We start from the raw sequence: 13170 nt of genomic DNA on the forward strand, positions 1-13170 counted from the left end.
TTCCATAAATTCCCGTATACAATAGTTACATCTAACACTCATTGGCTTATCTGGATTTTCACCATACTGTTCCGGATCAGATTCCCTGCTCCAGAATTTCATAGATTTTCTTCATATCCAGATGCTTCCTCAGTTCTGCTGCCAGGATATCATACTGGGTTTCTTTAAATGCTGCAAAATCGATTCCTGTCATCTGAGATACATCAATTCCCTTTTTTTCACCCAGAACACGTACAACAGCCTCTGCCACATCTTCCCTGTCAAAAACTCCATGGACATAGGTTCCACAGACATTTTTACGGTATGCACCGTCTTCCTTACACTCTCCTGACACCTGATCTTCAATGGATACACTGTGTCCGGCCTCGCCTTTTAACACAGTTTCTCCCATATGGATCTCGTAACCCTCCAGTTCTGCGCCGGAAAGTGCCTGCAGCTCTCCCTCAAGTTCCAGAAATCTGCCGGAAACTCTGGTTCTGGTTTTCTTTTCCGCAAAAACAGTATCCATAGGAAGCAGTCCCATTCCCTTGATGGTTCCTCCGGCTTCCACATGATGAGGGTCACTTAAGGTCTCACCCAGCATCTGATAACCGCCACAGATTCCAAAGATAATCTTACCCTTTGCAGCTTCCTTCAAAACTGCAGCTTCCAGACCATTAGCCCGCATCCACAGCAGATCTTCCATTGTATTTTTTGTTCCTGGAAGGATGATCATATCCGGATTTTTCAGTTCACTGACATGCTGTACATATCTCAGGGAAACTCCCGGGATACTTTCCAGTGGATTAAAATCTGTGAAATTGGAGATCCTTGGTACCCGGATCACCGCAATATCAATAAGATCCACTTCCTGTTTTCTGTCAAATCTTTCTGTGAGGCTGTCCTCATCCTCCACCTGAATATCCAGATACGGAGCCACTCCCACTACAGGGATATGGCTTCTCTCCTCCAGCATCTGCACTCCCGGATCAAGGATGGTCTTATCGCCGCGGAATTTGTTGATGATCAGACCCTTTACCATCTCTCTTTCATCCTCTTCCAGAAGCTCCACTGTACCGATCAGCTGTGCGAAAACACCGCCTCTGTCAATATCTCCCACCAGAAGTACCGGTGCCTTTGCCATCTTTGCCATTCCCATATTTACGATATCTTCTGTTTTCAGATTAATCTCTGCCGGGCTTCCTGCTCCCTCGATCACAATGATATCATTTTCTGATGCCAGTTTATCATAAGCTTTCATAATATCCGGCACCAGCTTTTTCTTATATTTAAAATAGTCTCTGGCACTCATGGTTCCCAGGACTTCTCCGTTTACGATCACCTGGGAGCCTACATCATTGGTAGGCTTCAGAAGAATGGGGTTCATCAGCACAGAAGGCTTAATTCCGGCTGCCTCCGCCTGCATCACCTGAGCTCTGCCCATCTCCAGCCCCTCTTCTGTAATAAAAGAGTTCAGTGCCATATTCTGGGATTTAAAGGGTGCCACCCTGTATCCATCCTGTTTAAAAATCCTGCAAAGCCCTGCTGCCAGAAGGCTTTTTCCTGCATTGGACATTGTCCCCTGCACCATAATCGCTTTTGCCATTTTTTTGTTTCCCCTTTTCTCCTGTATAAATACTTATGAAAGCACTTCTTCCAGTACCTCTATTAGCTTTTCATTCTGTTCATGCAGCTTCACTGCCACACGGTAATATCCTTTTTTCAGCCCCGGATAGTTACTGCAGTCCCGGATCAGGATTCCCTTTGCAACACATCTTTCAAAGAGATCCTCCGGTCCGTAAAAGAATATATAATTTGCTTCAGAAGGATATACCGTCAGCCCAAGCTGTCTCATCTTTTCCTTCATCCATGCAGATTCACGGAAAATGATCTGCCGTCCTGCTTCCACATATTCTGCTTCCTTCAGTGCTGCCATTCCTGCCTGCTGTGCCATGGTAGACACATTCCAGGGCTGGGTGACTGCCTCCATCCGGTCAAGTACTTCCCCGTCCGAACAGAATCCATAGCCCAGCCGCACACCGGGGATCGCATATCTTTTGGTAAATGCCTTAAGAATAAAAAGTCCCGGATATTTTGCCAGTTTTTCCTTCAGCGTATGTTTCTCCGGATCTTTTACAAAATCCAGGAAGCACTCATCTACTACCATAAATATTCCCTGCATGGCACAGGTTTCCAGAATTTCTTCCAGAAGGTCCTGAGGTATGGTGATCCCTGTAGGATTATTGGGATTACACAGGAAAATAATATCCGGCTTTTCTCTTTTCAGAACATCCGGATAATCTTTCTGTATACAGAAATCATTTTCCTCTTTCAGATAATATCTGCTGATCTCACAGCCAACACTGACCAGTGCCTGTTCATACTCCGCAAAGGTAGGAGCAGGAAGAAGGGCCTTCTTTGGATTCAATGCCCTGCTGAGGGAAAAAATAAGGTCTGCGGCTCCATTCCCGCAGATCAGATATTCTTTTTTTGTATGTTCATAATCTGCGATTGCCTCTTTCAGAGGTCCGCATCCTACACGGGGATAATCACTCAGGTCCTCTACACTGTCTATGATCGCCTGCTTTACACTCTGCGGTGTTCCCAGCGGATTACAGTTTGCAGAGAAATCCAGACAGTGATCATATTTATAAACATCACCGCCATGTATATGTTTTGTCATCAGTTGTCTCCAGTCCTACTATACATGTTTTATATTAATAACTATTCAGCAATCCACGTTACCAGAATTATAAAAAGAAACAATATCGCACCGCGCTTCCGATCAGAAGAAATATCACAGCCCCCAGGATTGCTGTTGCATAAAGCAGGCGATTGGAACGTCTGATATCCTCCACCTCCACAGGGCGGATTCCATCTCCTATGGTTGGTTTCTCATAAAGCTTTCCGAAATAGTAAGCATTGCCTGCAAGCTGTACCTCCAGCGCACCTGCCATTGCTGCTTCTGTCTGTGCAGAATTGGGGCTGGCATGGTTTCTTCTGTCTCTACGGTAGATCTTCGCTGCATTTTTCACATCCATTTTTACAAATACAGAGGCTGCCACCATAAGCCAACCGGAAAGTCTGGCCGGAATATAATTGGCCACATCATCCAGCTTTGCGGCACAGCGACCAAAATACAGATATTTATCATTCTTATAGCCCAGCATAGAATCCATGGTATTGATTCCTTTGTAAAGGAACATCAGCCACACTCCGCCGATTGCCATATAGAACATAGGTGCTATGATGCCGTCTGAAGCATTCTCTGCCACAGTCTCTACTGCAGCCTTTGTAACACCTTCCTCTGTCAGCGACTGGGTATCACGACCTACGATCATGGATACTGCATAACGGGCCTCATCCAAAGTTCCGTTTTTCAGTCTGTCATAAACTTTCATGCTCTCTGTTTTCAGAGATTTCGTTGCCAGAAGCTGATAACACCAGAAGGTTTCCAGTGCGAATCCCGCCCATACTGAGATTCCATAGAGAATGTGCAGGATCAGAAATGGGATTCCACCGCTTAACAGACAGACAAGGATCACTTCCACTGTACCTGCAGCCAGTTCGCCCTTATCTGTTTTCGGAAAAATCTTTCGGAGTATTTTTTCCAGAAATGCGATCAGATTTCCGATCAGACATACCGGATGATACAGCCATCTGGGATCTCCTATCATAAGATCAAGTATGAAGCCTGCTGCAAGGGCAGGCATACTGTAATATAACATATTTTTAAAACTCCTTGTTATGATATTCCAGACATTTCATGAGAAAAGCCCTGGGAATCTGGGGATTTCCATAATAATAGATATGAGGATATCCTGCCAGCAGGTTACTGCTGCTGTGCATACAGTCCCATCCTCTTTTGCTCATAGGCTTCGCTGCATGGAAATCACTTCCACAGTTCTCTGAATCAAAATAGTGGAATTCATGGGCCGGAATCTCACCGATCTCCTCTGCACTTCTGCCGAAAACAGGCTTCCCGGCAGTTAATGTGATATATCCAAATCTGGTCAGTCTGGGAGTGCGGAAACATTTTCCGGGGATCACTCCGCAGGTTTTCCGGAACACTCCGCCCATATCCTCCATCTGCTCATGAAGATACATGAAGCCTCCGCATTCTGCCATACATGGCATGCCCTGTTTAACTACCTGTGCAATCTCTTCTTTCATGGATGCATTGCGTTCCAGTGCCTCTCCATTTAATTCCGGATAACCGCCATAGAGAAGAATCCCATCCAGATCTACAGGAAGATGTTCATCATGAATTGGCGAGAAATCAACTAGCTCTGCCCCCATTTCCTGAAGTAGACGGAAATTGTCTTCATAGAAGAAACAAAAGGCTTCATCCTTTGCCACTCCGATACGCAGCTTCTGTGGCAGACAATATCCATATGTCTCGTCTTTCTGTACCAGCGATTCCGGCACCTGCAGCTCCTCTGCATGCCTGGCAAGTGCAAGGATCCTGTCGATTTCCAGTGTATCTTCCAATATTCCGGCAAGCTTCTGCAAGCGTTCCTTCAGATCAGAAATCTCCTCAGGAAGCACAAGACCCAGATGACGGCTCTCGATCACACAGTCCTCCACCTTTGGCACATATCCAAGAACCTCCACCTCAAGCTGTTCTTCCACCAGCTTCTTCATTCTGGGATAAAGCATGGGAGACATCTGGTTAAAGATCACGCCTTTGATATGACTGTTCTCTTTGTACTCCATAAAACCTTTAATATAAGCTGCCAGGGAAATACTCATCCCTCTGCTGTTTACCACAAGGATGACCGGAGTATCTGTGGTATCTGCCAGGTCATAGGCGCTTGCTTTCGTGGATATTCCACCCACGCCGTCATAATAGCCCATAACACCTTCCATCACTGCAATATCACAGTCTGCTGCATTTTTTCCAAGCAGGTATCGGGTTGTCTGGGCATCTGTAAAAAAGGTGTCCAGATTACGGGATTTCGTCCCGATGACTCTGGAATGAAACATGGGATCTATATAATCCGGTCCACATTTAAAAGATGCCACTTTCATTTTTCGATTGACCAGCGCCTGCAGAAGTCCGCAGGTGATCAGAGTTTTGCCACTGCCGCTGGCTCCTGCTGCAAGAAGTATTCTTGGAATATCCATCCCTGTTCTCCTCTGTTTCTGTCCTATATTTTTTCAACAATTTCAGGGCATTCCAATCTATTAACTGTTAATCTATATTTCCTTAACTGTTAATTTGTAATCCCTGATATCTGTATCATTTGTTATTTCCCGGGATTCTGAAGTGTAATAATATAAATGGGATTCTCGCCCATCATCATATGATAACGTCCGATTGCCTTTGAACGTGCTGCACTTAGCTGTACGATCTCATTCTCTTCAAATCCAAACTCTTTCGCTGTTTCCAATGCTTCGGACACAGTTTCAAGAGTGATACAGTTGATTACGATCCGGACCTGAGGGTTCTTTTCAACCAGCAGCTTCACGATCTCTTTCAGATTTCCTGACGAGCCTCCGATAAAAGCATGGGTTGGTGTCGGAAGATCTTTCAGAGCCTCTGGTGCAAGTCCTTCCACAATCTCCAGATTATCCGCTGCAAATTTCACCTTATTCCGGTGGATCAGTTCAACTGCGTCTTCCTTTTTCTCAATTGCCCAGACCTGTCCCTGATGAGCACGAAGTGCCATCTCTATTGACAGTGAGCCTGTTCCTGCACCCACATCATAGCAGACGGAATCAGCGGTCAGACGCAGTTTGGAAAGGGATACCGTACGCACCTCTTCCTTTGTCATGGGCGCTTTGCCTCTGATAAATTCCTCATCTCTGATCCCATGCGTCTCCAGACGTGTTCCTGCATTTTCATTTACTGCACAGATGACGGACAAAGGATCACCCTTATATTCTGTCAGTTCGCTGGCAGGCTTTGCAAAAATCTTCTCATTTTCATAGGACAGATTTTCTCCCACATAAAGAAGCACATCACCCATCCCGTATTTTACCAGTTTCTCTGCCAGAACTGCTACACCGTCTGAAGTTCCGAGTATGGAAAAGACTTTCTCTGTATAACAGATATGTGAGATAAGATTACAGCCTCTTCCATGTGCACTGACAATTTTGGCATCATCCCAGGACAATCCTATTTGGGACATAAAATATACAACTGAGGAAATCCCACACTGAATCTCTATCTCTGTATTATCCTCTCGATCCTGACACAGTACTTCCAGAAGTTTTCTGGCTCCGCTGTAGAAGCCCACATCTCCGGAAAGGGCGATCACAATATTGTCATACTCCGGGTGTGCATCAATATAATCCCTGATCTCCCGGCTTCTGTATTCCACGAACACATCCTGTCCCGGACGTTTCACAGAATCCACCATCCTTCTGGCACCGATCAGAAGATCCGCCTGATCCAGGCTGTTCTTACCCTGGACAGTGAGAAGTTTTTGACTTCCCATTCCAATTCCCAGCAATGTAATATGCGGTCTGTGGGCTAAACTGAAATGTTCTGTAAGAAATCTCTTACATTCTCTCACAGACATTCCTTCCTCCTTCAGAGGACGCCCGATGATCACAGGAACTGCATCACATTCCAGGGCAGCATCGATCTTATCCTGAAATCCACCTGCTTTTCCTGTATCCTTTGTGACCAGATATCTGCAGTCATACTGTCTGAGCATTGCAGCATTCAGCTCTCTGGAAAAAGGCCCCTGCATTCCTATCAGATGTTTTCCCTCAAATCCCAGCTCTGCACAGGCTTTCATCACATTGGGCAGAGAAAGGACTCTTGCATAAAGACGGTTCTGATAATCCTTCATGCCTGTAAAGCCGGCCAGCTCCTTGCTTCCTGTTGTCAGCAATACATTTCCCTGGGTCTGATCCAGATAATCTGCAGCAGCCTGAACACTGTCCACATATACTGCCCTATCCTCATGTTCTCCTGCTTCTCTCAGCACCCTGTAATATGCTGTCTGCGTATTCTCACAGGCTGTCCTGATATTTACAGTCACCTCAGCAGCATAAGGATGAGTGGCATCCAGCACCATTTCCGGTTTCTCCTGTAAAAAGGTCTCCTCCATAGCCGCTGCATCCAGTCTTCCGGTCTGCACAATGAGGAATTCACTTTCTGTAAGAGATTTGCTGCCATATTCTGTGGCAACAAATCCCTTTGTCTCTATCTTATGATCTGCCAGAAACCGGCAGATCTCGTATCCTTCTGTTGTTCCCGCAAAAACAAGAACTTTATACATTCCTATATCCCCTCGGTGTTACCATCTTATTGTTGATTTCCTTTGTCTGAGAATTACCGATAAATACTGTGGTAAACATATCCACCTGTGTATCTCTCAGTTCCTTTAATGTCATTACATGAGCTTCTTCGCCTTCTCTTGCAATATTGGAAACTGTTCCGCAGATGGTATCCGGTGATTTGTATTTCATCATCAGATCACAGGCTTTCTGCAGATAATCATGACGTTTTTTACTTGACGGATTGTAAAGGCATACAACAAAATCTGCCTGAGCTGCTGCCAGAAGTCTTGCCTCTATCTTTTCCCATGGTGTGAGAAGGTCACTTAAGCTGATCAGACAGAAGTCATGGATCAGAGGTGCACCCAAAACAGCAGCTCCACCTGTTGCCGCTGTCACACCCGGGATGATCTCCAGTTCTGTTTCCGGATAATTGACACCAACCTCATACATCAGACCTGCCATACCGTAAACTCCTGCATCACCGCTGCAGATCATGGAAACAGTTTTGCCTTTCTTTGCCTCTTCAAAAGCAAGTACACAGCGGTCCACTTCCTTTTTCATTGGTGTAGTCATAAATTCTTTTCCCGGAAAATATTCCTTCACCAGGTCTACATATACGGTATATCCGATGATCGCATCACTTTCATTCATGGCGCGGATTGCTTTTCCTGTCATCTGGTCATAAGCTCCCGGTCCGATTCCGATTACATATATTTTACTCAAAATGTATCCTCCATTCCCTGGCAGCCACTGCTGTGGTCACACCATTTTCTCCTGTTTTTCTCTGCAGCAGCCTGCCATTTCCACTGGCAAGGACTGCACTTCTCTCACAGACATTGTCCACACCTGTGATCTTTTTTACAAAAGGTGAGGGAGTAAATTCTCCAGACACCTGTTTTAATTCTTCTTCTGTATAAGTCACAAAAGGAATCTGCCAGTCCTGTGACAATGACAGGATTCCCTGTTCTTCTTTCTTCAGATCGATACTTGCGATCTGCTCAAATGCTTCTTTATAAAATCTGGCTCTGTCCAGCACCTTCTGTGCCGCCTCTGCGATTCCACGTGCATCCTTGTCTTTCCTGCAGCCCATGCCCAGGGTCAGACATTTCGGAACTACCTGTGTGGTAGAAATAAAAGGATTACAGGAAGTATGTACAGTAACCGCAACTCCGCAGTCTATCTTCGTACAGTCTGTCCCTGTTCCATTAAAATCAGAGCTTTTCTGTGTTTCCTCTTCTGATCTGTCATCCGTACTGTTGACAGGATTCCCATATTCGTTACACCGGATCAGCCCCTCCGGCAGTTCGCCGTCCGTCGGAAACTCACTGTAAAATCCAACTTTCTTTCCTGCCAGAAGTGCAGCAGAGACTTCCTTTGCTGCTTTCATGTTAAAGATATTGCAATTGTTTTTCTTTGCAAAAACATCTACTGCAAAACGGTGATGCAGGTCTGTGGCTGTTGTGACCACTGGTATTGCTTCCAGAATTTCTGCTGTTTTTAGCGCCAGTTCATTGGCACCGCCCAGATGTCCTGACAGAAGGGAAATGACAAACTTTCCACACTCATCTACGACCAGCACCGCAGGGTCTGACTTCTTTGACGCTACATAAGGCGCAATGCTGCGGACGGCAATTCCGGTGGCACCGATAAAGATCAGTGCATCTGAATCAGAAAATTTCTCTCCTGCCCATGCAGAGGTACTGATCTGAATGGAATCCGGAAGATATTTACTTTTTTTATCCAGTTCTGCTGTCAGCCCGGCCGCCTGCAGCCCCCTGCATAATCTCTCCCCGGTCTGCTGTCCGGTAAGGCTGAAGCATATAAGTGCAACCTTCACTGTTATATTCCTTCTCTTTCTCCTGTTTACAGTAATCTCATAAACGATAGCAATTCCTTAAGGTTACCAGATTCTATGAGTGATGTGTTTTTGATTTCACAGCCTCACGGAATTCTGTAGTAAACTCCGGATCATACAGCTTGGAACGGTCATAGTGTGCTGCTGCAACTGTATCTCCGATGATCATCAGAGCAGTTTTTGTAATATTATTTTCTGCCGCCGTTTTTGCCAATGTTCCCACTGTGCAGACGAAGGTCTTCTGTTCCGGCCAGGTTGCCTTATATACAATGGCTGCTGGTGTATCTGCTGTATAACCGCCTTCAATAAGACGTCTGCTCAGCTCTTCCAGCATTCCTGTACTTAAGAATACAACCATAGTTGCCTGATGAGCCGCAAATGACTGAATGCTTTCCTTGGACGGAACCGGAGTTCTGCCTTCCATTCGTGTAATGATCACACTCTGGGAAATATCCGGCAGAGTATATTCCAGATTCAGGGCACTTGCAGCACCGCAGAATGCACTGACACCCGGACAGTAATCATAAGCGATATTTTTCTCATCCAGAATATCCATCTGTTCACGGATCGCACCGTAAATACATGGATCTCCGGTATGAAGGCGGACAGTTGTCTTTCCCTCTGCTTCCGCCTTCTCGATCACATGGATCACTTCCTCCAGTGTCATTTTTGCACTGTTGTGGATAGTGCAGATGTCCTTTGTATATTCCAGAAGCTTTGGATTTACCAGTGATCCTGCATAGATCACCACATCTGCTTCCTCCAGATACTGTTTTCCTCTTACTGTGATAAGATCCGGTGCTCCCGGACCTGCTCCTACGAAATGTACCATAATCTATCATTCTCCTTATTATAAATTTATTCCAACTGTTCAATACTTTCACAGTTGTGAGTCAAAATCCATTCAAGCGGATATTCGCAATCCGCTTCGCTACTTGCTCATAACCGAATAACTGCTCCGCAGTTTATCAGAAGGAGCTTGCACTCCTCCTGATACAAGCAAGTCCCCACCCACTGCTTATTGCTTTTCGCAATTGAAGCAGGGGACTTACTTGATTCGGTTAAAATCGCCTTTGCGATAGGATCTTTACTGTGCATTAATCAGCTTTATCAGCTTCTCTGCATCTGCAGTCTGTCCCAGATACCCATAAGTATTATTAAAGATCACTGCCCCCAGAAGGATCTGCTCATAGGATCTGTGATTTAAATAAAACTGGATCCTGTCCAGGATCTCTTTCATGGTCTTCTGAAGTATCTGATATTTTTCCAGAATGTCTATTGCTTCATCTGTAGTAGATGCATTCAGGATTTCCTTTGCACACTCCAACGATGCTCCTGCCCGGATCGCATTGGATGCCAGCACTTCCATTCTGGCATCTGCACTGTGGGAATGGGTATTCATGATTCCTGCTGCAACTTTTACAAACTTTCCGATATGAGCGATGAAAAGGATTCCCTTAACTCCCATATCAATTGCCATGTCAATGGTCTCACCTACATAATTGCTGCATTTAATATTTTTTTCATAAGGGAGATCCATATGCTCCCGCAGATAATCTGCCCCGTAATTTCCCGGTGTTACCAGAAGATATTCTTCTCCCTGGGAAAAATGCTGCTTCATCTCTACATTGATACTCTGTACAAGAGCAGCTTCGCTCATAGGTTCTACAATCCCGGAAGTTCCCAGAATGGAGATTCCTCCCACAATTCCCAGACGTGGATTAAAAGTTTTCTTTGCAATTTCCACACCTTCAGGAACGGAAATGATGATTTTCAGACCACCCTCATAATCATATTTCTCAGCGATTTCTGTGGCTTCACGCAAAATCATGGCCTTTGGCACAGGATTAATAGCTGCTTCCCCGATTTTCTGGGAAAGTCCGGCTTTTGTTACCCTTCCCACGCCAACGCCTCCGTCAAGAATGATTCCCGGTTCTTTTGTCTTCTGCACAGTGGCATAGACCAGAATTCCATTGGTAGTATCCGGATCATCTCCTGCATCCTTCTGAATTGCACAGGTCACTCTATCCTCTTCAATTCGGATATCTTTCAGTTCCAGTGTAAGCAGGATTCCCTTAGGAGTCATCAAGGTGACAGCCTTCTGCATGACACCACCCAGCAGGATCTCTGCAGCACCCTTACATGCAGCTGCTGCGCAGGAGCCTGTTGTATAGCCAAACCTCATTTTTTTATTGCCACGTATCACGTAGTAATCTTCCAGTCCGTTTTTCATGACGCCTCCTTTGCTGCATTGTTGTCACATTCTGTCTGCAGATTACTCTACAGCATTGCTATACATAAAAAGGAGAGATTTCTGTGTGCAACAAAATCCCTCCTGAAAGTTCTTTTCCCGAAATATCCTCTGGTTGCCGCAGATCATATTTCCTCTCTACAATGAAAAGCAGACAGTATCTGGCTGTTACAGTAACGGACTTGCGCAGGAATTTCACCTGACTTCCTGTAATGCTTTTCCAGAATTATTTCCGAGAATCATTATATAATTTTGAGCAGTAAAAGTCAACGCATTTCATGGCTATACCACCTTGTTATACTACCTTATGCTTCAGCCATTTCCTACTGTGGAAGCGAAGAGAAAATACGATTCCCCGCACTGTCCAGTCAGTAAACATTCCAATCCATACAGCCATTGGGCCGAAGCCTCTGAAACGGATCAGATATACACAAAGGCAAAAACGGAATGTCCACATAGTGATACAGGATGTGATCATAGAAAATTTTACATCTCCGGCTGCTCTGAGGCCATAGGCAGGGATAAATGCCAGAGTCCATACAATAGGTTTGACAACCGTTATCCAGGATATCATATGGAAACACATTCTTGCACTTTCCGGTTCCATACCACCCAGCTTTGTGACCGGAATGGTTAAGGCAAACACCAAAAGACAGCTTGCAACAACAATGATTTCTGCAAGGACACTTAATTTCTTAATATAGTAAACTGCCTCATCCTTTCTGCCCGCTCCCAGACACTGTCCTACTACTGTCATCAGACCGATTCCTACACCGATAGCTGCAATACCGTTAAGGTTCTCAAGAATATTTGTCATTGCCTGAGCTGCAATGGCTACTGTTCCCAGTGTGGATACGGAAGACTGTATTGCCAGCTTTCCAAGCTGAAACATGCTGTTCTCTATACCGGACGGGATTCCCAGAGCCAGAACTCTTCTGATCATTTTTCCATCGGGGCGGATTTGTCTGTAATTTCTGACTACGATCGGCTGTCTGTCCATACGAAGCTGCCAGAGTACCACTACAGCACAGAAGACTCTGGATGCAAGAGTTGCGATGGCAGCTCCTGCCACTCCCATATTGAATCCCCAGATCAGCGCCGCATTTCCGCCGATATTGATCACATTTGAAATAACCGATACTGTCATTGGTCCTCTGGTATTTCCCTGGGACCGGAATATGGATGCTCCCGCATCATAAAGTGCTATAAATGGGAAGGATAATGTCGTATAGAAGAAATACACCTGAGAGGCAGTCATAACATCTGCTTCTACTTTTCCGAATATCAGTTTTAACAGTGGCACACGAAACAGCAGGCACAGAGCAGTCACTGCTACAGATATGGCAGTAATGATAAATAATACCTGTCTTGCTGATTTATTTGCCATTTCATGATTTTTCTGACCTATGTACTGTGAACAGAGGATTGCACCTCCTGCTGCCAGCGCTGAGAACGCCTGGATCACCAATACATTGATGGAATCCACCAGAGATACTGCGGATATTGCAGCAGAACCTACATTGCTGACCATCATGGTATCCACAGTTCCCATCAGGGAATTCAGTACCTGTTCAAAAATAACCGGTATCAACAGGGTTCGGAGCATTTTGTTCGTGAAAATATGTTGCTGTTCTTTCATCTTTTTCCACCTGAATCTATTTTCTTTTTTTGATTATACGCTTAATTTTCTGTGATGCAATAGAATAAAATGTATTTTTTAAGCATTCTTATGAAATCTGACAGTTGTTCTTGTTATATTCTTCAAAATCTGATACAGTAAATCTGGCAAAAATAAGGCAGGGCATATCAGCCCCGCAATTCTTAAATCTTATACAAATCAAGAAAGCAG

Annotated in this window: 10 protein-coding genes; all 10 read right to left on the reverse strand. The window is 45.0% G+C overall.

Annotated elements, in window-relative coordinates:
• Nucleotides 1-76: 76 nt before the first annotated feature.
• On the reverse strand, nucleotides 77-1585 hold the full coding sequence (locus G4417_RS05060; protein WP_062807574.1) for a cobyric acid synthase: 1509 nt from the start codon (nucleotides 1583-1585) through the stop codon (nucleotides 77-79).
• 33 nt (nucleotides 1586-1618) lie between these two features.
• Nucleotides 1619-2662 (reverse strand): pyridoxal phosphate-dependent aminotransferase, encoded by a 1044-nt coding sequence (locus G4417_RS05065; RefSeq protein WP_173682834.1) that lies wholly within the window; start codon nucleotides 2660-2662, stop codon nucleotides 1619-1621.
• A gap of 67 nt (nucleotides 2663-2729) precedes the next feature.
• A complete protein-coding gene (gene cbiB / locus G4417_RS05070) occupies nucleotides 2730-3707 on the reverse strand; it encodes an adenosylcobinamide-phosphate synthase CbiB (RefSeq protein WP_173682833.1) in 978 nt (325 codons plus the stop codon).
• A gap of 4 nt (nucleotides 3708-3711) precedes the next feature.
• Complete coding sequence (locus G4417_RS05075) at nucleotides 3712-5106, reverse strand: cobyrinate a,c-diamide synthase (protein WP_173682832.1); 1395 nt, start codon at nucleotides 5104-5106, stop codon at nucleotides 3712-3714.
• A 122-nt stretch (nucleotides 5107-5228) separates the two neighbouring features.
• Complete coding sequence (gene cobK, locus G4417_RS05080) at nucleotides 5229-7214, reverse strand: precorrin-6A reductase (RefSeq protein ID WP_173682831.1); 1986 nt, start codon at nucleotides 7212-7214, stop codon at nucleotides 5229-5231.
• Entirely contained in the window at nucleotides 7207-7938 is a 732-nt protein-coding gene (gene cobJ / locus G4417_RS05085; protein ID WP_008704807.1) for a precorrin-3B C(17)-methyltransferase, read from the reverse strand. Before cobJ ends, cobK begins: the two co-directional genes overlap by 8 nt.
• On the reverse strand, nucleotides 7931-9052 hold the full coding sequence (locus G4417_RS05090; protein WP_173682830.1) for a cobalt-precorrin 5A hydrolase: 1122 nt from the start codon (nucleotides 9050-9052) through the stop codon (nucleotides 7931-7933). The genes cobJ and G4417_RS05090 overlap by 8 nt, the downstream gene beginning before the upstream one ends.
• Nucleotides 9053-9125: 73 nt before the next feature.
• Nucleotides 9126-9902: a precorrin-4 C(11)-methyltransferase gene (cobM, locus tag G4417_RS05095; RefSeq protein ID WP_019161254.1), complete on the reverse strand. Its 777-nt coding sequence runs from the start codon at nucleotides 9900-9902 to the stop codon at nucleotides 9126-9128.
• A gap of 255 nt (nucleotides 9903-10157) precedes the next feature.
• Nucleotides 10158-11303, reverse strand: coding sequence for a cobalt-precorrin-5B (C(1))-methyltransferase CbiD (cbiD, locus tag G4417_RS05100; RefSeq protein ID WP_173682829.1), 1146 nt, complete (start codon nucleotides 11301-11303; stop codon nucleotides 10158-10160).
• Between the two features lie 313 nt (nucleotides 11304-11616).
• On the reverse strand, nucleotides 11617-12960 hold the full coding sequence (locus G4417_RS05105; protein ID WP_173682828.1) for an MATE family efflux transporter: 1344 nt from the start codon (nucleotides 12958-12960) through the stop codon (nucleotides 11617-11619).
• Nucleotides 12961-13170: the final 210 nt, after the last annotated feature.

The sequence above is a fragment of the Blautia wexlerae genome (assembly GCF_013300825.1).
GTDB classification, from domain to species: domain Bacteria; phylum Bacillota; class Clostridia; order Lachnospirales; family Lachnospiraceae; genus Blautia_A; species Blautia_A wexlerae_B.